19 protein-coding genes are annotated in these 21,564 nt (G+C 62.0%); 11 read left to right on the top strand and 8 right to left on the bottom strand.

The features are described from left to right. Positions 1-72 precede the first annotated feature (72 nt). The 5 genes from M0D65_RS24410 to mnmC all read right to left on the bottom strand — a co-directional run bounded on the left by M0D65_RS24410 (position 73) and on the right by mnmC (position 7,253). Complete coding sequence (locus tag M0D65_RS24410) at positions 73-786, bottom strand: glutamine amidotransferase (RefSeq protein ID WP_266254928.1); 714 nt, start codon at positions 784-786, stop codon at positions 73-75. 26 nt (positions 787-812) lie between these two features. Then, complete coding sequence (locus M0D65_RS24405) at positions 813-1,457, bottom strand: MarR family winged helix-turn-helix transcriptional regulator (RefSeq protein WP_091017567.1); 645 nt, start codon at positions 1,455-1,457, stop codon at positions 813-815. 611 nt (positions 1,458-2,068) lie between these two features. Continuing rightward, positions 2,069-3,184: a YbdK family carboxylate-amine ligase gene (locus M0D65_RS24400; protein WP_091016996.1), complete on the bottom strand. Its 1,116-nt coding sequence runs from the start codon at positions 3,182-3,184 to the stop codon at positions 2,069-2,071. 76 nt (positions 3,185-3,260) lie between these two features. Then, on the bottom strand, positions 3,261-4,463 hold the full coding sequence (locus tag M0D65_RS24395) for a cation:proton antiporter (protein WP_266254927.1): 1,203 nt from the start codon (positions 4,461-4,463) through the stop codon (positions 3,261-3,263). 822 nt (positions 4,464-5,285) lie between these two features. Further along, positions 5,286-7,253: a bifunctional tRNA (5-methylaminomethyl-2-thiouridine)(34)-methyltransferase MnmD/FAD-dependent 5-carboxymethylaminomethyl-2-thiouridine(34) oxidoreductase MnmC gene (gene mnmC, locus M0D65_RS24390; RefSeq protein WP_266254926.1), complete on the bottom strand. Its 1,968-nt coding sequence runs from the start codon at positions 7,251-7,253 to the stop codon at positions 5,286-5,288. A 428-nt stretch (positions 7,254-7,681) separates the two neighbouring features. On the opposite strand from mnmC, the gene M0D65_RS24385 reads away from it, so the two are divergent. Beyond that, positions 7,682-7,960, top strand: coding sequence for an HU family DNA-binding protein (locus M0D65_RS24385; RefSeq protein ID WP_091016988.1), 279 nt, complete (start codon positions 7,682-7,684; stop codon positions 7,958-7,960). 157 nt (positions 7,961-8,117) lie between these two features. Here M0D65_RS24385 and M0D65_RS24380 read toward each other — a convergent pair whose 3' ends face one another. After that, positions 8,118-9,407, bottom strand: coding sequence for a GTP-binding protein (locus tag M0D65_RS24380; protein WP_266254925.1), 1,290 nt, complete (start codon positions 9,405-9,407; stop codon positions 8,118-8,120). Between the two features lie 203 nt (positions 9,408-9,610). Then, positions 9,611-10,063 carry a lytic transglycosylase domain-containing protein gene (locus M0D65_RS24375; RefSeq protein ID WP_091016982.1) on the bottom strand — a complete coding sequence of 151 codons (453 nt, stop codon included), beginning with the start codon at positions 10,061-10,063 and terminating at the stop codon, positions 9,611-9,613. 563 nt (positions 10,064-10,626) lie between these two features. On the opposite strand from M0D65_RS24375, the gene gspD reads away from it, so the two are divergent. Genes gspD through gspF form a run of 3 tightly spaced genes read left to right on the top strand, consistent with a single transcriptional unit; the run spans position 10,627 to position 15,627 of the window. After that, complete coding sequence (gene gspD / locus M0D65_RS24370) at positions 10,627-12,897, top strand: type II secretion system secretin GspD (protein WP_266255068.1); 2,271 nt, start codon at positions 10,627-10,629, stop codon at positions 12,895-12,897. A gap of 5 nt (positions 12,898-12,902) precedes the next feature. After that, a complete protein-coding gene (gene gspE, locus M0D65_RS24365) occupies positions 12,903-14,405 on the top strand; it encodes a type II secretion system ATPase GspE (protein WP_177228322.1) in 1,503 nt (500 codons plus the stop codon). 4 nt (positions 14,406-14,409) lie between these two features. Next, positions 14,410-15,627, top strand: coding sequence for a type II secretion system inner membrane protein GspF (gene gspF, locus M0D65_RS24360; RefSeq protein WP_266254924.1), 1,218 nt, complete (start codon positions 14,410-14,412; stop codon positions 15,625-15,627). 47 nt (positions 15,628-15,674) lie between these two features. On the opposite strand, the gene M0D65_RS24355 is transcribed toward gspF, so the two are convergent. Beyond that, positions 15,675-16,085 carry a type II secretion system protein N gene (locus M0D65_RS24355; RefSeq protein WP_091016973.1) on the bottom strand — a complete coding sequence of 137 codons (411 nt, stop codon included), beginning with the start codon at positions 16,083-16,085 and terminating at the stop codon, positions 15,675-15,677. A 170-nt stretch (positions 16,086-16,255) separates the two neighbouring features. Between M0D65_RS24355 and gspG the strand changes: the two genes are divergently transcribed. Genes gspG through gspM form a run of 7 tightly spaced genes read left to right on the top strand, consistent with a single transcriptional unit; the run spans position 16,256 to position 21,557 of the window. Continuing rightward, positions 16,256-16,720 carry a type II secretion system major pseudopilin GspG gene (gene gspG / locus M0D65_RS24350; protein WP_091016972.1) on the top strand — a complete coding sequence of 155 codons (465 nt, stop codon included), beginning with the start codon at positions 16,256-16,258 and terminating at the stop codon, positions 16,718-16,720. Between the two features lie 57 nt (positions 16,721-16,777). Continuing rightward, the gene (locus tag M0D65_RS24345; RefSeq protein WP_266254923.1) at positions 16,778-17,317 is read left to right on the top strand and encodes a GspH/FimT family pseudopilin; all 540 of its coding nucleotides are present in this window, start codon (positions 16,778-16,780) and stop codon (positions 17,315-17,317) included. Between the two features lie 10 nt (positions 17,318-17,327). Then, a complete protein-coding gene (gene gspI / locus M0D65_RS24340; RefSeq protein ID WP_266254922.1) occupies positions 17,328-17,732 on the top strand; it encodes a type II secretion system minor pseudopilin GspI in 405 nt (134 codons plus the stop codon). Then, on the top strand, positions 17,710-18,408 hold the full coding sequence (locus M0D65_RS24335) for a type II secretion system protein J (RefSeq protein WP_266254921.1): 699 nt from the start codon (positions 17,710-17,712) through the stop codon (positions 18,406-18,408). Before gspI ends, M0D65_RS24335 begins: the two co-directional genes overlap by 23 nt. Before the next feature lie 35 nt (positions 18,409-18,443). Beyond that, positions 18,444-19,646: a type II secretion system minor pseudopilin GspK gene (gene gspK, locus M0D65_RS24330; RefSeq protein WP_266254920.1), complete on the top strand. Its 1,203-nt coding sequence runs from the start codon at positions 18,444-18,446 to the stop codon at positions 19,644-19,646. A gap of 28 nt (positions 19,647-19,674) precedes the next feature. Next, positions 19,675-21,057, top strand: coding sequence for a type II secretion system protein GspL (gene gspL / locus M0D65_RS24325; protein ID WP_091016959.1), 1,383 nt, complete (start codon positions 19,675-19,677; stop codon positions 21,055-21,057). Continuing rightward, entirely contained in the window at positions 21,054-21,557 is a 504-nt protein-coding gene (gspM, locus tag M0D65_RS24320) for a type II secretion system protein M (RefSeq protein WP_266254919.1), read from the top strand. The genes gspL and gspM overlap by 4 nt, the downstream gene beginning before the upstream one ends. The last annotated feature ends 7 nt before the right edge of the window (positions 21,558-21,564 follow it).

The following is a 21,564-nucleotide window of genomic DNA, read 5'->3' as shown; positions in this document are numbered from 1 at the left end:
GGGCGCCGGACCGCGCTACCGGAGGCACGCGAACGCGCAGATAGCCCCGCTAAACCGGCACTCGAGCAAGCGTTACGGCTTCGCGTCGACCTGATCGAGCCACTCGCCGAACATGCGACGCGCGGCGGCTTCAAGAGCCGGTCCGAGACGCGCCGTGTCGTCGCGCAGTTGCAGAACGTCCGCGCCTTCGGCGGCGATTTCGGCAGCGTGACCGACCAGCCAGGGCTCGAAGCGGTCCGCCCGAATCTCCGGATGACACTGCAAACCGAGCACATGATCTCCCCACGCGAACGCCTGGTTCTCGCACACTGCTGTCGATGCGAGACGCGTGGCACCGTCCGGCAGATCGAAAGTGTCGCCGTGCCAGTGCAGCATCGAGGTCTGCGTAGCATCCAGATGCCGCACCGGCGACGCGCGACCCGCGTCGGTCAGCGTCAGCGGCGACCAGCCGAGTTCGGTCTGCGCACCCTTGTAGACACGCGCCCCGAGCACACGTGCGATGAGCTGCGCACCGAGACAGATGCCGAGCGTCGGCAGGCCTGCCGCAATACGCTTCTCGATCTTCTCGACGAGCGGCACCAGCGCGGGATAACGCAGATCGTCGCAGGCATTGATCGGGCCGCCCAGTACGACCATCAGGGACGGCGCAACAGGGTCCGGCGCCTCGATGCGCGCAAACCCCACGTCGAGATAGCGCACCGGACGGCTACGCTCGCCGAGGACCAGTTCGAGACTGCCCAGATCCTCGAAGTGCACATGGCGGATGGCCAGAACTTCTGGATTCATCGGCGGCTTCCGTCGTCAGGTTGAGCTCAGACGTGCTGGACAAACACCTTCCAGGTCTTTTTCTGTGTCGCGACATCAGCCGTCTCGTGAACCGAGCAGTCGAGACGCAGATCGGTATCCGCCAGCGACAGGTCGAGCAACGCACAATGATGCGGCGTCTTCTTCGGATTCTTGCTCGGCTCGAAATACGTGCAGGTCACACACATGCGGTGTAGCGGAATGTGGCCCTGTGCTTCGAGCTGGCGAATCGTCTTCAGCAGCGTGCGATAGAAAGCCGATTGCTCGTCGGCGCGCAACGTGCCGACCGCTTTCGACAGGAAGTCCGGCCATTGCGCCGCGCGTTTCGCCGCAGTTCGTCCGCGTGTGGTTAGACGCACCGCCAGTGCGCGGCCGTCGTCGAGTGCACGACGTTTTTCGACAAGCCCCTTGCCTTCCAGCGTGCTTACCGCGTCGCTCGTCGTGGCAGCGGTCAGTGCGGTTTCACGGGCGATCTCGCCCAGTCGCATCGGCCCCTTGCGCTGCATCAGCAGCACGAGGATTTCTCCCTGGGTCGGTGTGAGACCCGCACCTTCCGCCCATTCCCATGCCTGGCTCCGCATGGCCGTGCTCAGTCGTAACAGGCTGTGGGTGACACGTCCCATCGCCTGCTCTCCGTAAACGCCTTCGCTCATGATCTTTGTTTGGTTGTTGACAGCTTTTCGCTGCATGGTCGGTCGCCATGCGTCAAAACGCCGGCAGCCTGGTGGGGGCACTTCCGCCTGAATCCCGGGCGGGTCGACTTCTTACATCTACTAATTTATAAAGTATCTCAAAAAAGTACCGTACTGTTTTCTCGCGCTTCTTTCATTTCATTACTCGTGGGACACATCCACTCGAACGACGACGCGGAGTACGGAAACAACATTCTATTCGAGAGCGGCGAATCGTACAGCTAAGTTATCCGACAGAATCTGTGGATAACTACGGGACAAGCGCTTAACAACCTGTGCACGGTTTCTTGACAACTCGCAGGGCGATCGGCCGGCCTCTCGGGTTATCCGCGTTCCGCGTGCTCTGCACACAGACGAATCGCGCGGTTGTGCTGCGTGCAGCACGATGACTCTGCAGGGAATTATCGGGTTGTCCACAGAAGCCGTCGACCCTTGTTAACTACTACTACAAACGTATACATCAGTTCTATAAAAACCTTGGGAAGGTCCTGTCGGAAATAAAAAAACCCGCACAAAGCGGGTTCATGAGGGTTCAAGACCTGGGGTTGACACGATTTCCGCGTACCCGTTTGCTACGCCCGCCATTGCAGGCACTGCTGCCGCACTGCTTCGTGCAACGATTTTTCTTCGGTAACGACGCCGCGCAGCCAGGTCGCATCGTTGATCTGGCTACGTGCAATCGCGCCGACTTCGTCGAGCGCCCGGCCGGAACCGAGTGCTTCGGCATGCGGTGCGATGCGCTCGAGCGTCTCGATGATGTCTTCGGAAATCGTCTTGCGTTCGCCGGTCTGCGGATCGATGCAGGTGCCCGCCAGACCGAAGCGGCAGGCCTCGAAACGGTTGAACGTGTAGACGAGGTAGTCGTCCTCTTTCGGCATCAGCGGTTTATCGAGCAACAGGTGGCGTGCCAGCGTCTGGATGTAGCAGGCGATCGCCGCAGCGCGGTCGACGGAAAACGGCGTGTCCATCACGCGGACTTCGATCGTGCCGAAGCCCGGTTTGGGACGGATGTCCCAGTAGAAATCTTTCATGCTGTTGACGACGCCCGTGTTCACCATCTTCGAGAAGTATTCCTCGAAGCTGTCCCACGTGAGTACGAACGGTGCGCGGCCCGACAACGGAAACGCGAATACCGAGTTCAGGCGAGCCGAATGAAAGCCCGTGTCGACACCCTGCACGAACGGCGACGATGCCGACAGCGCGATGAAATGTGGAATAAAGCGCGACATCGAATGCAATAGATACAGCGCGCTATCCGAATCCGGACAACCGATGTGCACGTGCTGGCCGAACACCGTGAACTGTTTCGCGAGGTAGCCGTAAAGCTCGGACAGGTACTGGAAACGCGGCGTATCGACGATCTGCCGTTCGCTCCATTGCTGGAATGCGTGCGTGCCACCACCGCACAGACCGACGTTCAGGCGGTCGGCGGCTGCAACGAGCGTGTCGCGGATCGTGCGCAGATCGGTGACGGCCTGCTCGTGCGAAGTACAGATGCCGGTGGACAGCTCGATCATGCTCTCGGTGATTTCCGGCGTGATGTTGCCCGGAATTTTTTCATCCTTGATGAGCCGCAGCAGATCGGTGCCGGCTTTGGTCAGATCGTAATCGTGTGTGTTGACGATCTGCATTTCGAGTTCGATACCGAATGTGAACGGTTTCGAATCGACGAAGGGTTCGAGTGACATGGCGTTCCCTGGGTCAAATCGGCCGGATGTTTCGAAGACATCCGGCCATGGCAAAGCGGTATATGAAGGTGTTCGTCTACTCGCGGCGCTCGCCAACGAGCGCAAGACTGCGATAGACCAGCCACGGGCTGACGATCTGCAACACGACGATCGAGCACATCACCACCGCGCGCAGCATCGGATCGAAATTCGGGTACAGCGTGTAGGTGTCGTCGACGAGCAGATACGCAAGCGCCGACATCGGCGATAACGACAAACCGAGCGCGACGCCCTGCTTCCAGTTCAGCCCGCTCGGTTTCGCGAAGGCTAGCACGCCGAGCAGTTTGGCGATGAGCCGCGCGATGATCAATCCCACTGCGGCGACGCCACCGAGCGCGATATCTTTCCACTCGAACGTGGTGAGCGTCAGCACGAACAGGATCACCGTCAGCAGCCATCCGGCTGTGCCGAAATGCTGCGGCCAGAGTTGCGGACGCGCTTCGAGATTCTTCACGATGATGCCGGCGGCGAGCAGACTCAGGATCGTCGACAGCTTGAACAGATGCGCGACTGCAATGGCCAGCAGCACGAGACCGAACAATGCGACGAACGAATGCTCGTCCTGCATGTTCATGCGTCGATAGAAGAAATTACAGGCGCGCGCGAGCCCATATGCCAGGATCAACGAACCGATCAGCAGATACAACGGCTGCAGGATTGTTGCGAATACGTTGCCGTACACCTCCTGATGCAGCCAGCTCGATGCGAGCTTTTCGATCACGACCGCATACATGCTGTTCAGCGCAGTGAGCGCCATCAGACGTTGCGTCACCTGCCCTTCTGCGCGCAACTCGGTCTTCAGCTGGATCACCATCGCGGGCGACGTTGCCATGGCGATCGATGCGAGCACCATCGCGACCATCGTCGGCACTTTGAGGAACAGCAAGACGACGAGTACGAAGATGAAGGTCAGCGTCGACTCGGCGAAGCTCGAGAGAATCAGCCAGTAATTGCGGCGCATCCAGCGTAGGTCGAGCCGGCTGCCAAGTTCGAACAGCAGTAGCCCGAGCGCGACGTCGAGCAGCGGTCGAGCAGCCGATGCCGCACTCGCATCGATCACACCCGAGCCCGCCGCACCGGCGATCAGACCGATCACCGCATAGCCGGAGATACGTGGCAGATGCCACGCGCGATAACAGAGCTCGCCGCACAGCCCTGCTGCGAGCAATGCCAGACCGGCCCAGAAAATTGCGTCGGGCATGAGTGGCCACGCGGGAAAAAATGAAAACGCCGACTTCATCGTGGTGGCTTCTCCTTTGGCAGCGACAGCTGTACCCGCCTCGTGCGGGGAGCGTTGTGGAGGACTGAGCGTACACCGCGTTCATGGCGAATACGCTGCGGCCGATCCACATCGCGAGCTGTCAACGATCGGATGAAAACAGAACGAACCGGTACTGCATCACTGCCTGTCGCAACGGATGTCGCGCAGCGGGAGCAGTCGGCCCGTATGAAAAGAACGCCGTCGACTTTCGAATCAGATTCTGATTGACCGGCAACCGTTCCGTTGATGCGTCCGTCGCTCGAAGCAACGGCAACGCGGGAAGAACGGCGATTGTGCCACAGCTTTTTCGTACTCGACTGAAAGTGTCTCGAACATGCTTGCAAAACGGTAAAACCAACCGCGATCGTGCGGGATTGAAGGAAAAAGCGACCGGCTATCGAAAGGGGTTTCATCCGGTTTCACTGCATTAGCAGAGATAGATCGATGGGACATGCAGGTTGTTTTTCGGCTGCGATCGTCGGACAACTCGTGCAGCCCTTTGGTTTAAATGGTTTACCTGTATGTATACGTAGTAGCAGTTAACAAAGGGGTCGCATTTCTGTGGACAACCCCGGTTTACCGAAATGAATCATCTGCTTGGCGAACGCATAACCGGACGCAAAGCGTATGCGACAGCGGCTGGCTTCTTTGCATAACTTTGCCGCGGCGCGCGCCGAAACGAAGTTACCCCGTTTACGTCCACATCGAGTCCACACGAGTTGCGCGCGCATTCCCGATAGTTATCCACAGCCTGGCGTGGACAAGTCTGGTGCGCGTTGAAGGAGATGAAGGGGGATTGGTTCAGCGGATCGTGCTTTGTCGCAGCGCGCGTAGCAGGAAGCGCGCTGGGTCGATGGCTTCGGCGAGGTCGCGCTCGATTGGCCACGGCTCGCCTTCGACCTGCGAGGCGATCAGTTCGGCACCGAGCGCCGCCCACACCAGACCGCGCGAGCCATAAGCGAACGCGCCATATAGACCGTCCGCGCGAGGTAGATCCAGCGGCCATGCACCGCGCAGACGTTCGGCGTCGCGCGTAGCGGCGGCTTCGTCGGCGAGCTGACCGATCATCGGCAGGCGGTCGTGTGCGACACAGCGAAACGCGACGCGCCCCGCGAACGTCGACGGGTCTTGTGTTCGCAATGCGGGATCCAGCGACGGCATCATTTCCGCGAGGCGTTCGAGATTCGCGAGGTGATCAGCGGAGCGCACGGATGTGTCCATGTCGTCGACGTGGTAGGTCGCGCCGCTCAGCGTAGCGCCGTCGGCGAGCGGTACAGCGTAGCCCGCACCGATGACCGGCACGTGCGGCGTCACGATGCTGCCGCGCGGCAGTAGGGTGAGCTGGCCGCGTACACGCTGTGTCGCGGCATGCTGGAGGCCAGCGATGCGGGCGGCCTCATGTGCGTTCGCTACGATCACCACAGGCGCCGAAATGATTGCGCGACCCGACGTATCGATCACGATCCATTGATCGCCGCTGCGTTCGATCCGTGCAACTTCAACACCGAAACGCCGTTCGAGCTGCGTGCCGGCCGCGGCGCATTGCGCTGTACATAGCGCAGCGGGATCGAGCCAGCCGCCGTGCGGGTAAAACCATCCACCGTATGCGAGCGGCACCTTCGCGATACGTTGTGCTTCGTCGCGCGACAGCGGTGCGACAAAATCACGCGGCCACGCGAACGCGGTGAACGCGTCGGTCATGGCTTGCAGTTCGGCGTCGTCAGCGGCGAGTTGCAGCAGGCCCTGGGTGCTGCGCGCGAAATCATGACCTGCGTGTTCGAGTGCGATCCAGCGCTGTAATGCGTACGCAAAACCGGCGCGCGTAATGCGCGACGTGCCGCTGTCATCGCGCGAAAGCTGCGGATGAAAAACGCCCGCAGGATTGCCTGATGTTTCGCGTGCAATGCCGGCATGTCGCTCGAGCGACGTGATTTGCCAGCCGCGCGCAGCGAGTCGTTCGATTGCTGCACATCCCGCGAGCCCTATACCGATCACGACGGCATGTCGTGCGTTGACGGCGAGTGGTACCGGCGGCTCGTGTCGGCGTACGCGCCAACGCGGCGCGAAACGACCGACCAGCATCGCGCGTTTCCAGCCGAAACCATCCACCTTGCGATACTCGAAGCCGGTTTGCGTGAGCGCGCGTTTCACATCGCCGGCGCTTGTGTAGGTGGCGAAGGTTGCGTCGTCACCGGCGAGGCGCGCGAGCATCTTGAAGATTGGCGGCGTCCACAATTCGGGATTTTTCGCCGGCGAGAAACCGTCGAGATAGAACGCATCGGCACGCAACCACAGCGACGGCAGTGTCTCGAGCGCATCGCCGAAGGCGAGCGTCAGCGTGACACGACCGCCCTCGAATTCGAGTCGATGCACACCGGGCACGAGTGTCGGCCACGCCTCGGCGAGTGTCTGTGCAAGCTCCACGATCGATGTTTCCGCAACCGTCGCCGCGTAAGCCGCACGCAAATCGGCCTCGGTAAACGGGTACTTTTCCGTCGAAACGAAATGCAACCGCTCGCAGCGCGCAGGGTCCGCGCGCCACGCGGCCCACGTCGCGAGGAAGTTGATTCCCATGCCGAAGCCGGTTTCCAGCACGGTGAAAATCCGCCGACCTTGCCATCGTTCCGGCAGACCATTGCCGTGCAAGAACACGTATTCGGCCTGAGCCAAACCGCCGACCGCGCTGTGATAAATGTCGTCGTGACGCGGCGAAAACGGTGTGCCGTTATCGCGAAATGCGAGCGTCGCAGGGATGAGCGGGTCGGTCATGCGTGGTGAAAAAACACTCGAACAGACATCGGGAGACTGCCGGGAAAGGCTCGCCCAGTGCGGGTTTCGCGGACTGCGGGCGCGATTCTGGGCGCGCCGCGTTGGCAAAAACCAACGCTCGACGGCGACAAAAACTGGTGTCGCGCGGTAAGCAGGGTTCCGTCGAGGTCAAAAACGGCACTTTCCATAGGAGAAACGCGTAAAGAACGCTGTAATTCTTCGAAACCCTTATCCTGCATGGGTTTGCGCTGCGCTATCATAGCAAGCGCCGCGGAGGGAAGCGGCAGCACGGCCGTCATGCAGTACCTTGCGCGACGCATTTGTCCGGACCGCTTCCGGAGCCGTCGCTGCTCAATGGCGCGGCTCGCGCACGTATAATCGGCGCGTTCGCGCTGTTCGTGTCAACCTAAACTCAGAAAGGAACCTTAATGAACAAACAGGAACTGATCGACGCCGTCGCAGGACAGACGGGCGCCAGCAAGGCTCAAACCGGTGAAACGCTGGACACGTTGCTTGAAGTGGTCAAGAAGGCTGTGTCAAAAGGTGACTCGGTCCAGTTGATCGGCTTTGGCAGCTTCGGTTCGGGCAAGCGCGCAGCACGTACGGGCCGCAACCCGAAGACCGGCGAAACTATCAAGATCCCGGCCGCCAAGACTGTCAAGTTCACGGCTGGTAAAGCGTTCAAGGACGCAGTAAACAAGCGTTAAGCACCCGGTTGCTTTTTTGTTGACGCCCGCCTCAGGCGGGTTTTTTTTCGTCCGCGTTTTTTGTTTTCGTTTTTTGCGCGGCGATTTTTTATCGGCTTTTTCGGTGTGTGCATGTGGACTGGCGACGTGTGTCGCCAGTCTTTTTTGTTGAGTCGTTCTAGTCGTGCCGATGCACGATTTCTCCATCGCCGTGATCGTGATCGTGGTCATGATCGTCTTCGGCATCGAGATTCCACGCGGGGAACGGATCGGCGAAATGCGACCAGGCTTCGGCTCCCTGCGCGTACTCGTCGTCGTTCAACAGACACGCATCGAATTTTCCACGCCACAGCGCCGGATCGATATCGACACCGATCATCACCAGTTCCTGACGACGGTCGCCGATACTCGTATCCTGCAGATCGCCGTGCCAGTCGGCGGTGATTTCCGCGAGCAGCTCGTCGTCGCCCTCGGGCCACTCGCTATGGTCCTGCGCGGCCCACCACATTCCCGCCGGCCCATGGCGACATGCGCCGCCTGCCTGCGATAGCGAACCTGCAATGTCATTGCGCGTCGCGAGCCAGAAAAAGCCTTTGCTACGCAGTACGCCTTTCCACTCTTCATGCAGCAGTGCCCACAGACGTTCTGGATGAAACGGCCTGCGCGCGCGATAAACGAAGTTGCCGATACCGAACTCGTCGGCTTCGCCGTGATGCGCGTGGTCGTGATCGTGTTGCAGCGAGGCGAGCCAGCCCGGCGCATTCGACGCTTCGTCGAAATCGAAGCGTTTCGTATCGAGCACTTCGGCGAGCGGAACTACGCCAAAGCGGCTCAAAACCTGTACCGCACGCGGATTGATGTGAGCAAGAATGTGCTGCAGACGCGCGAGATCGTCGGCACTGACGAGATCGGTCTTGTTCACTACCAGTACGTCGCAGAACTCAATCTGCTCGATCAGCAATTCGACGAGCGTGCGATCGTCTTCGTCGGTGGCGGCGAGGCCGCGTTCGGCGAGCGCATCGGCGCAGGCATAGTCGCGCAGGAAGTTGAACGCGTCGACGACAGTCACCATCGTATCGAGCCGCGCAACGTCGGATAGCGACACGCCGTCGTCGTCGACGAACGTGAAGGTTTCGGCGATCGGCATCGGTTCGGCAATACCGGTCGATTCAATCAGGATTGCATCGAAACGCTGTTCGCCGGCAAGCCGCCGGATCTCGGTCAGCAGATCGTCGCGCAGCGTGCAGCAGATGCAACCGTTCGACATCTCGACGAGCTGTTCCTCGACGTGCGACAACGCGGCGGCATCGCGCACGAGTGCGGCATCGATGTTGACGGCGGCGAGATCGTTGACGATCACGGCCACGCGCAAGCCCGCGCGGTTTGCGAGGATGTGATTGAGGAGCGTGGTCTTGCCCGCGCCCAGAAAACCCGAGAGCACGGTGACGGGCAGTGGCGGCTGGTTCATCGCAGTACGGAAAGCAGGAGGAAATGGGAGGCGGCCGGCCCCGGCGTAATGAGACCCTGGACGCCCGGCGGCAGCACGAAGCCGCATTGTGCATCAAACGCCGCGCGGCCGCCTGGCGCACCCGAGGTTCGCGGTAGCCTGGGGCACGACGAAAAGCGTGAGGTGGAAGGCTTCGGGTTGACCGGCAACGTGACGCGCGCTACTCAGCGCGACGCCTGCAACAGGTTCCATTTCTGCAGAATGGCGACGATCTGCTTCGCGTACTGATCGCGCAGCGACGGCGTTTCCGAGTGGTACGCGCCGACCGCCTGCCAGGTATTCCCGTATTTGTTCATCTTCTGGCGCAGATGCCAGGCGGCGATGTAGACGTTCTTGCACGGCTGCATCAGCGTATCGGATGAAATGCCGTAGTGAGCGAGCGTGGGCAGATGGATCGAATTGATCTGCATCACGCCGTAGTCGGTCGAGCCGTTCGCGTTCTTATGCAGCGCTTCCGGCCGGTTATGCGATTCCTGCCACGCGATGGCGCGCAGGATGAGCGGGTTCACCTTCTGATAGTTTGCCGCCTCGTCGAAGCAATCCGCGCGCGCGGGCCCGGCGGCACACAGTGCACCTAGCGCAACGGCAGCGGCAACGGTGAAGGCAGCCAGTTTCATCGATCAGATAAGACATCCCAGTGGAACGTTCAGGATTGCCAGGCCGGATGCATGGAAAACATGCGACGCGTTCGAAAATCCCAAATTTTTGGAGCAGCGCACTAACTGGAATACGGGAAAACCCCGGTTCAAGCGACGCCTTTCGATGCCGAACCGCCCGTATCATACCGGCAGGCTGGCATGCGTCAAGTTGGCTGACCGACATAGGCATCGAAAAAGCGAAATCTTCCGGACGTCTGTCTCTGTTATAACGACGGCGAGCCCGAAATCGGCAATCGCGATGTCGAAAACTTTCGATAACTTTCGAAAACTTAACGGCACAGACCGACGATTAGAGGAAATTCACTGCGTCAATTCTTTTGTGACAAATTCGACATGAAAAGCTGCTACTGTGCAAACTTTTAGGATATTGGGTAGCACGCACCTGGACTGGGCTCCATCGCTGTTCCAGAGCGTGAAAGCAAGCGAGGAGGTTGCCGCTGCCCGGATATCCGCCGCGCATGACCGTCGGTGACTGAAGATAGTCGCCGGTATCGACATCACATTCCATGAGAATAAATCGTATGGCATTGCGGCGCGTTACCACTGCGCTGCTGGTTGCTGGACTGATCACCGCGCAGATTGCACACGCACAGGTGACACTCAATTTCGTCAACGCTGACATTGATCAGGTGGCGAAAGCAATTGGCGCAGCGACTGGCAAAACGATCATTGTCGACCCGCGCGTAAAGGGTCAACTCAATCTCGTTTCGGAAAACCCGGTGCCTGAAGATCAGGCGCTCAAGACATTGCAATCCGCGTTGCGGATGCAAGGGTTCTCTCTGGTCCAGGATCACGGCGTATTGAAGGTCGTGCCGGAAGCCGATGCGAAGCTGCAGGGTGTGCCGACTTATGTCGGCAACGCACCTGCCGCGCGCGGCGACCAGGTGATCACGCAGGTGTTCCAGCTGAAGAACGAATCGGCCAACAATCTGTTGCCGGTGCTGCGTCCGCTGATCTCGCCGAACAACACGGTGGCCGCCTACCCTGCGAACAACACGCTCGTCGTGACCGACTACGCGGATAACGTGCGGCGTATCGCGCAGATTATCGCGGGTGTCGATACGGCGGCGGGTCAGCAGGTGGCCGTTATACCGCTGCGTAACGCGAATGCACTCGACACCGCACAGTCGCTGTCGAAGATGCTCGATCCGGGTGCGATCGGTAGTACGGATACGACGTTGAAGGTTTCCGTCACTGCGGATGCCCGCACTAACTCGCTGTTGCTGCGTGCGTCGAATACTGCACGGCTTAACGCAGCGAAAGAGCTCGCGAAAGAACTCGATGCACCGACCTCGAAGATGGGCAACATGCATGTGGTGCCATTGCGCAACGCGGATGCAGTGAAGCTCGCGAAGACGTTGCGCGGCATGATGGGCAAGGGCGGTGATAGCGGTTCGTCGGCCAGCTCCAACGATGCGAATTCGTTCAACCAGAACGGTAACTCGTCGTCGTCGAGCGGCGGGAGTTTCTCGACAGGTTCCTCGGGCACGCCGCCGCTGCCGTCTGGGCTTGGCAGTTCATCGTCGTCGTTCGGTGGTTCGTCCGGCTCGTCGGGTTCGCAAGGCGGTGGCACCGCCGCCGCGGGCCTGCTCGGCGGTGACAAGGACAAGGGTGATGATAACCAGGCGGGTGGCATGATCCAGGCCGACCCGGCCACCAACTCGCTGATCATCACTGCGCCGGACGCGATATACCGCAACCTGCGGGCGGTGATCGATCAGTTGGACGCGCGGCGTGCACAGGTCTACATCGAAGCGCTGATTGTTGAGTTGTCGGCGAATAACAATGCTGACCTCGGGATCCAATGGCAGATCGGCAACAATGCACTCCTCGCCGGTACTAATTTTTCAAACAGCGGCAACACGATCACCAGCCTGACCGCAGGCCTGGCCGGAGGCGCTGCCGGCACGGCGGGGGTGCTGAACGGCATCTCGCAGGGGCTCAACGTAGGCTGGCTTCACAACGTCTTCGGCGTCAAGGGGTTGGGCGCGTTGCTGCAGGCATTGTCCCAGTCCGGTGATGTGAACGTGCTGTCGACGCCTAACCTCATCACGCTCGACAACGAAGAAGCCAAGATCGTGGTCGGCCAGAACGTGCCGATCACGACCGGGTCGTATGCGAACCTCACCAGTACCAGCGGCAGCAACCCCAGTACGTTCAACACGGTCGATCGGGTCGACGTCGGCCTGACGCTGGATATCAAGCCGCAGATCACCGAAGGCGGGCTTCTCAAACTGCAACTCGCTACTGAAGACTCGAACATCGTCAACGGTTCGCAGAACGTGGCGCTCAACCCGAACGGTCCGACGTTTAACAAGCGTTCGATTCAGTCGACGGTACTCGCCGACGACGGTGAGATCATCGTGCTGGGTGGCTTGATGCAGGACAACTATCAGGTCAACAACAGCAAGGTTCCGCTGCTCGGCGACATCCCGTGGATCGGCCAGTTGTTCCGCTCGGAATCGAAGAGCCGCACGAAGACCAACCTGCTGGTGTTTCTACGTCCTGTGATCATCAACGACCGTGCTACCGCTCAGGCGATCACGCAGAATCGCTATGACTACATACAGGGCGTACAGGGTGCATACAAGTCGGACAACAACCTGATCCTGGACAAGGACGATCCGGTGACTCCGCCGATGCCGATCGGTCCTGCGGAAGGTGGATCGAAACTGAACCTGTTCGATATCGACAAGATGCGGCGTGAGCAGGCGACCCGGCAGCTGCCTGGTGCCTCCACCCCCGCAAGCACCCCCGCCGCCCCCCTCGAATCCCCAGGAGCCCATCCGTGAGCACGCTGGCACCGGCACCGGCTGCAACAGCTTCCGGCGAGCGCGAGCCGCCCTCGCCGCTTGCCGCTCGCCTGTTGCCCTACGGTTTCGCGAAGGCCGGTCAGATCCTGATCGCGCATCAGCACGCCGATGGTCTCGAAGTGTGGATCAGCGAACGCACGACCGATGCCGCGCTCGCCGAAGTGGGACGCAATTTCGGCGCGCTGTCGGTGCTGCGCATACCCCCCGACGACCTCGTACAGGCAATCAACCAGGCGTACGCGCGCCAGGACGGTAGCGCGGCGCAGGTGGTCGGCGAAGTGGAAGGCGAAGTCGATCTGTCGCGACTGATGCAGGAGATTCCCGAGGTCGAGGATCTGCTGGAGTCGGAAGACGATGCGCCGATCATCCGCATGATCAACGCGCTGCTCACGCAGGCCGCGCGCGAACAGGCATCGGATATTCACATCGAACCGTTCGAGAATGCCTCCGTGGTGCGTTTTCGCGTCGACGGCACGCTACGCGATGTCGTGCGACCGAAGAAAGCACTGCACGGCGCACTGATCTCGCGGATCAAGATCATGGCGCAGCTCGATATCGCCGAGAAGCGTCTGCCGCAAGATGGTCGCATCACGTTGCGCGTCGGCGGCCGTCCGGTCGACGTGCGCGTATCGACGCTGCCGACGGGCCACGGCGAACGCGCGGTGCTGCGTCTGCTGGAAAAAGACGCAGGCCGGCTGAACCTCGAAGCACTCGGCATGGCCGCCGACACGCTCGTGAAGTTCGACAAGCTGATCTCGCGGCCGCACGGCATCGTGCTCGTCACGGGGCCGACCGGCTCGGGCAAGACGACGACGCTGTATGCGTCGATGTCGCGGCTCGAAACCACGACGACGAACATCATGACCGTCGAGGACCCGATCGAATACGACCTGTCCGGCATCGGCCAGACGCAGGTGAACGAACGTATCGGCATGTCGTTCGCGCGCGCACTGCGCTCGATTCTGCGGCAAGACCCGGACGTGATCATGATCGGTGAAATCCGCGACCTTGAAACCGCGCAGATCGCGGTGCAGGCCTCGCTGACGGGTCACCTTGTGCTTGCCACGCTGCACACGAACGATGCGGCATCGGCGGTGACGCGGTTGACCGACATGGGCGTCGAGCCGTACCTGCTCGCGTCGTCGCTGCTCGGCGTGCTCGCGCAGCGGCTGGTACGACGGTTGTGCCCGGTCTGCAAGGAAGAGCGCATCGAGGAAGGCGAAGACGGCCAACGGCATACACAATGGCATCCGGTGGGCTGCGACAAGTGCGGTCACTCCGGCTATGCGGGACGTCGCGGTGTCTATGAATTGCTGCTGATCGACGACCACATCCGCACGCTGGTTCACCGCAACGCACCCGATGCCGAAATTCTCCAGGCGGGTCGTGAGCAGGGCATGCGCACGCTGCGCGAAGACGGCGACCGCTGGCTCGCGTCGGGACTCACCTCGCTTGAAGAAGTGATTCGCGTGACAGGCGGAGTGTAAAAGCATGCCGGCATTTCGTTTCGAAGCAATCGATGCGGCCGGCAAGGCGCAGAAAGGCGTACTCGATGCCGACAGCGCGCGCGGTGCGCGCACGCAGTTGCGTACCCAGGGACTGACGCCACTGGTGGTCGAACCGGCCGCGACCCGCACGCGCGGCGAGCGGCAGCAGCGGCTCTCGCTTGGTCGCCGGCTGTCGCAACGCGAGCAGGCTATCGTCACGCGCCAGCTCGCCAGTCTGCTGATCGCCGGCCTGCCGCTCGACGAAGCGCTGTCCGTTCTCACCGATCAGTCGGAGCGCGATTACATCCGCGAGCTGATGGCGTCGATTCGCGCAGAAGTGCTCGGTGGCCATTCGCTTGCGAATGCGCTGTCCCAGCATCCGCGCGATTTCCCCGAGATCTATCGCGCGCTGGTGGCAGCGGGCGAACATACCGGCAAGCTCGGCCTCGTGCTGTCGCGCCTCGCCGACTACATCGAACAGAGCAACCAGCTGAAGCAGAAAATCGTGCTCGCGTTCACGTACCCGGGCATCGTCACACTGATCGCCTTCGGCATCGTGACGTTCCTGCTGAGCTACGTGGTGCCGCAGGTGGTTAGCGTGTTCGCGAGTACCAAGCAGCAGCTGCCGTTTCTTACCATCATGATGATGGCGTTGTCCGGCTTTGTGCGGCACTGGTGGTGGGCGACGTTGATCGCGATCGCGGTGGTCGCCTACATCGTGCGCGCGACGCTGCGACAGGCCGGACCACGCCTCGCGTTCGACCGCTGGGTGCTCACGGCGCCGCTCGCCGGCAAACTCGTGCGCGGCTACAACACGGTGCGCTTCGCGAGTACGCTCGGCATCCTGACGGCAGCCGGTGTGCCAATCCTGCGCGCGTTGCAGGCGGCAAGCGAAACACTGAGCAACAAGGCGATGCGCAACAACATCGACGATGCGATCGTGCGTGTGCGTGAAGGTACGTCGCTGTCGCGCGCGCTCGGCAATACGAAGACATTTCCGCCGGTGCTCGTGCACCTGATCCGCTCAGGCGAAGCGACCGGCGACGTGACGACGATGCTCGATCGCGCCTCGGAAGGCGAATCGCGCGAGCTCGAACGGCGCACGATGTTTCTCACCAGTCTGCTGGAGCCGCTGCTGATTCTCGCGATGGGTGGTGTGGTGCTGGTGATCGTGCTGGCGGTGATGCTGCCGATCATCGAGTTGAACAATCTGGTGCAGTGATGTGATGCGAAAGCGCGGCACTCGGTACCGCGCAGTATCGACGAACGTTAGCGAACGTAGATGGTAGGGCCAGGTGCGTTGGCGGGCAGGAACACTTCGGAATGCGCACCGTTGCGATCGATGATGATCGAGCGGGGGCGTACTTCGGCAAGCGTTGCTCCTTGCATAAGCTTACCGCCGAGCGACACGGCCCGCGGCGGTTCGTCACCGGTGCTGACAATCGCGGACGAACCGCCGTTTAGCACAAGGATGCCGAACAGCCGCACGTTCTGATTGACGCTGCGTGTGAGCTGTCCGCCGAATATCGTGGCGGCCTGGTCGGTGGACACCGGAACGCGGGCTGCCGCAGCCGGCACAGGCGCCGGATGCGACGTGAGCGTGACGATCCAGTACGTAAGCGTCGCGCAGAATACGGCGAACAGCGCGAGCGACAGGAGGCGGGTTTGGATAGCGTTCATGCGCCATATTGTACGGACTATTGTGAATTTTGCGTTGAGTTGAAACCCTGCAACCACATGACATTAAAATGACCGGTCGGGCGTGTTCAATAGCGTCCCACGCGACGTAGCGAAGTGCGCCCTGACCCGGCAAAATCGAGAGCCCAATTTTTTGAACGAGGTAGCAAGCTATGCAGATGTGGACCAATCGCCGCGCTGAAATCGCGGGTGTGCGCGCTGGCCGTCAACGGGGGTTCACGTTGATCGAAGTCATGGTGGTGATCGCGATTCTCGGTATTCTGGCCGCGCTGATCGTGCCGAAGATCATGAGCCGCCCGGACGAAGCGCGTCGTGTCGCCGCCAAGCAGGACATCGGCACCGTCATGCAGGCGATGAAACTGTATCGCCTCGATAACGGCCGTTATCCGTCTCAGGACCAGGGCCTGCGCGCACTGATCGAAAAGCCGACCACCGACCCGGTACCGAACAACTGGAAGGACGGCGGTTATCTCGAGCGCCTGCCGAACGATCCGTGGGGCAATGCGTATCAGTATCTGAATCCGGGCGTGCACGGCGACATCGATGTGTTCAGCTATGGAGCAGACGGTAAGCCCGGAGGCGAAGGCAACGACGCCGACGTGGGTTCGTGGCAATAACGCGCCGATAGTTTTCTGATCCGCGTCCACTCGCCCTTTCGCACGACCGCTCGCACCATGCGTATGCCCTGCCCGTTTCATGCCGACGTTTCGTGCGAGGCGTCGGTACCATGCGCGCCGCATGCGGCGTCGCGGCGCGCGCTGCGGCAGCGCGGTTTTACGCTGCTGGAAATGATGGTGGTGCTGGTGATCGCGGGGCTGCTGCTATCGCTGGCGTCGATGTCGCTGAACCGCAATCCGCGTACCGATCTGAACGAAGAGGCGCAGCGTCTTGCGTTGCTGTTCGAATCGGCGGGCGACGAGGCGCAGGTGCGAGCCCGGCCGATCGCATGGCAACCGCTCGATGGCGGCTTTCGCTTCGAGGTGCATTCCGAAGACGGCTGGCGTCCGTTGCGCGACGATCTGCTTGGCCAGCGTCAATGGCAAGGTGGCGTGACCGGTGTAGCGATCGACTATCCCGGCTCGGACACGCATCCGGATCGCATCGTGTTCGGCACCGAGAGTATCGACGAACCGGTGCAGGTCACGTTGTATTCGGCGACGGGTAACCGCGCGACGATCATCGGTACGGGCAATGGCCGCTATGAGGTGCGTTGAGATGCGGCGAATGGAAGGTCGGAGCCGCGTCGTGGGCCGTGCGGCCGCGCGTGGCTTCACGATGATCGAGGTGCTCGTCGCACTCGCGATCATCGCGGTGGCGTTGTCGGCGTCGCTGCGCGCGGTGGGTAGTCTCGCCACCGGCGAAGCGGATCTGCACCGACGCTTGCTGGCCGGCTGGAGCGCCGACAATGCGCTCGCGCAGTTGCGCTTGACACATACATGGCCCGATATCGGGTCGCAGACTTTCGACTGTTCGCAAGGTAATTTGCAGCTGACGTGCACGGAGAATGTGGCGGGAACGCCGAACCCATTATTCCGCCGCGTGGAAGTGACGGTGACGTTGTCCGGACGTCCGGGCAATCTCGCGGAGATGGTGACGGTGGTGGCGAATGAAACCAATCGTTCGCTCTGAGCGCCGCCGACCCGAGACCGTGCGAACCGGTCGCAGGACGGTGGCCGGCTTCACGCTGATCGAGTTGCTGGTGGCAATCGCGATCATGGCGGTCATTGCGGTGTTGTCGTGGCGCGGGCTCGACCAGATCATGCGCGGCCGGCAGACGATTACCAACGCGATGGAAGACGAGCGCGTGTTCGCGCAGATGTTCGATCAGATGCGCATCGACGCACGCCAGGCGGCCACCGACGACGAAGCGGGCCAGCCGGCGGTATCGGTGCGCGGCAATGTGCTGCAGATCGTTCGCGAGCTCAATGCACCGGGTGTCGCGCCGCGTCTGGAGGTGGTGCGTTACCGCATCGGCAATGGGCGAGTGGTCCGCTACGTGTCGCCGCCGCTCGGCAACCTGAACGACTTGCAGCGTGCGTTGCAGGCGGGCAGCGAGAATGACTGGAGTTCGGTGGCGCTGATGAGCGGCGTTGGAGCGATCAACGCACGGCTCTACGTGCCGAAAGTCGGCTGGACCACACAGATGACCGACGTGCAGTCCGCGATTACCGAGAACGCCAATAACCTCAAGGTGCCGCAGCTTGGCAATGCGCCGTTGCCGCGTGCCGTGAGCGGGCTCGAGGTCAGTATCGGAGCGACGTCGCTGGCGAAGCCGGTGACGCGCGTGTTTCTGGTCGGCGAGTGATCAGGTGCTGGAGCGACGGAGCGATGGAGTGAGACATGAGGGGCGTTGAGGCGATGCGAGCATGGCTGCCGGTCCGGCGGGGCACTGCCCCCGGCCGCGCCTGCGCTCGCCGTCGCGGCCCGCATGTACACGGTCCTCTGCGTGGTCCTCTGCGTGGTCCTCGTCAAGCAGGGCGCGAGCGTGGCGCGGCCATCATCAGCGCACTGCTGGTCGTCGCGCTGTCGGCCATCCTCGTGTCGGGCATGTTGTATCGCCAGCAGGTGCAGATCCGTCGCATCGAGAACCAGCGTCTGCTCGCGCAGGCGCAATGGGTGTCGCGCGGCGCGCTCGACTGGACCCGTCTGATCCTGCGCTCGGAAGCCGATAGCTCGGGCGGTATCACGTACCTCGGTGGCGTATGGGGCGTGCCCATCGCCAAGACACGGCTCTCGGATTTTCTCGGGCAGATCGGCGAAAAACGTGCACAGGAAGGCTCGGACACGTATCTGTCCGGTTCGATCGAAGACGCCGAAGCGAAATTCAATCTGCGCAATCTCGTGTCGAGCCCTGCGCCCGGCACGCTGCAACTCGACATCGCGCAGATCCAGGCATTCCAGCGTTTGCTCACGATGCTCGGCATCAACGGCCAGCTCGCCAAGACCACGGCGATCCAGGTGCGCCTCGCGCTGTTGCACTCGGCAACCCGTTTTCAGGCGCCGCCGCTTACGGGCGGACCGGGTTCGACGCAGACGATCGGCGGTGGGGGCGGTGGCGATGGCAGCAACTTCACCGACAAGCCCGGCATCGACGACGACAGCAGCGACACGGGTGTCCCGCCGCTGCAGATGACCAGCGTCGATTCGCTGCTCGACGTGCCCGGTTTCACATCGGAACAGGTCGCCCGCCTGCGCCCGTTCGTGACCGTGCTGCCAACAGCCACCCCGATCAACATGAACACCGCCACCGCCGAAGTGATCGCCGCCGTTGTGCCCGGCATGAATCTGTCGAACGCGCAGGCACTGGTCGCACGCCGCGAAACAGTGTTCTTCCGCAACGTCGGCGATGTGACGCTCGCGCTGCAGGCCGCCGGCGTGCAGAACGTATTGATCGATCCGAACCAGCTCGATGTGAACACCAGTTATTTCCTGGTCCACGGCCGCGTGCAGCACGAGCGCGCGGAAGTGGACCGCACGACGCTCGTCTATCGCGACTCGTTGACGCATACCACCCGTATCGTGCGGGTGCGAGACCAACTATGAACAACGCCTTTTCCGCAGAGAGTGGCCTTTGAGCACACTGATCGTTCTACTGCCGCCGCGCGACCCGGCGGTTCCATCGCAGGAATGGCAACTGCCGGAGCTGCCGTTTCTGCTGCTCGACAAGTCCGGGCGCACGCAACGCGCGGGCCGTTCGGCGCTCGCGTTGCTGCCGCGCGCATCGTCGACCGTGCTGATGGTCGCTGCGCGCGATGTGCTGATGCTTGCCACCGCGTTGCCGCCGTTGAAGGGCCCGCGGTTGCGTCAGGCGTTGCCGAACATCGTCGAGGATCAACTGATCCAGGACCCGCAAACCTGTCACATCGCCGTCGACCCCAAGCCGCTCGACGAGCGTCGGCATGTGGTTGCGATCATCGATCGCGGCTGGTTCAGGTTCATCACCGAATCGTTTACCGCTGCGGGACATCGCAGTTTGCGTGCGGTACCGGTGACGCGCTGTCTGCCGTCCGCGGCGCCGCTAGGAGCACCCGGGAAGGCAACCGAGCCCGGCGACGCCGAGGCCGCGCAACCGAGCGTCGAAGAACTGGCCGCCGCTGCGGCTGAACTGACGACGGTGGTCGCCGCGGTGCTTGGCACGGTGGTGTCGACTGCACCGGCGCTACTTGGCGAGGCCGCGCTCGACACCGGCGCGCCGCGTGTCGAACTGGCTGTGCTGCGCGGTGTGCTCGGCGAAGGGCTGGCCGTGCCCGCGAGCACGGTGCAAACGACCCTTACCGCGCTATCGGGCGCCGCTCCCGTCAAGCTGCACGTACTGACCGACATGCCGGGCAGCGAGCCGCGTCTTGCCGGAAATGCGCGCGGCAGTCTCGCGTCGTACGTAACCGGTGCGCAGCCGCTACCGTTCGAAACCCTGGCGCGGCGCGCGCTGGAGAGCCGCTTCGACCTGTGCCAGTTCGAATTCGCGTCGCAGCCGTGGCGGCTCGATCGCGCGACGCTGCGGCGTTTGCGTGTCCCCGTGTTGCTGGGGGTGGCGGCGCTGGTGGTGGCGATCATCTGTACGAATGTGCAATGGCTGATGCTCGCGCGGCAACGCGACGCGTTGAGCGCGCAGATGACCGAACTGCTGCTGAATGCGTTCCCGAAGACGACCGTCGTGCTCGATGCGCCCGATCAGATGACGCGCCAGTTGCAACAACTGCGCGTAGCCGCGGGCGAACTGTCGCCGGACGATTTCCTGTCGCTGGCCGACGGTCTGGCACGTTCGCTCGGGCCGATTCCGGTGAACGCGGTCGCTGCGCTCGATTATCACGAGCGGCGCCTCGACGTGACGTTCAAGCCCGAGGTCAAGGTCGATCCGGATCTGGCCAAGCGGCTTGCTGGTAACGGGCTGTCCGGCACGGTCGATAGCGACACCGTCGGCAAGTGGACGATCAAGCACGGGAACGCACAATGAAAGCGCAATTACTCGAAGCCTGGGCGACATTCTGGGACGCGCGCAATGCGCGTGAAAAGGCGCTGCTTACGTGGGGCGGCGTGGCGCTGGCCATCGTGATCGGCTGGTCGGTGCTGTGGGCGCCGGCGCAGCAGGGCCGTGCGCATCTGCGCGACGATTTGCCCGCGATGCAGCGGCATCTCGCGGAGATGACCGCGCAGGCCAACGAAGCGCAGGCGCTGTCGGGCGCCGCGCAAGGCGTGGCGCCAACCGGCGGTGCGCTCAAGGATGCACTGTCCACCTCGCTCACCGAACACGGTCTCGCGCCCACCCAGGTGCAGGTACTCGGCGATGTCGTTCAGGTGCAGTTGAAGAATGCGTCCTTTCCGGCATGGATCCAGTGGCTCGACGACGTGCGCAAGCAGTTGAAAGTGCAGGTGGCCGAGGCGCACGTGACGGCGCTGAAGGCCGACGGTCAGGTCGACCTGACGGCGTCGCTGCAACCGTCGACCACGAAATGACCGCTAT

It is taken from the genome of Paraburkholderia sp. CHISQ3, assembly GCF_030464945.1.
Taxonomy (GTDB): domain Bacteria; phylum Pseudomonadota; class Gammaproteobacteria; order Burkholderiales; family Burkholderiaceae; genus Paraburkholderia; species Paraburkholderia megapolitana.
This window is presented reverse-complemented; position numbering and strand designations above follow the sequence as displayed.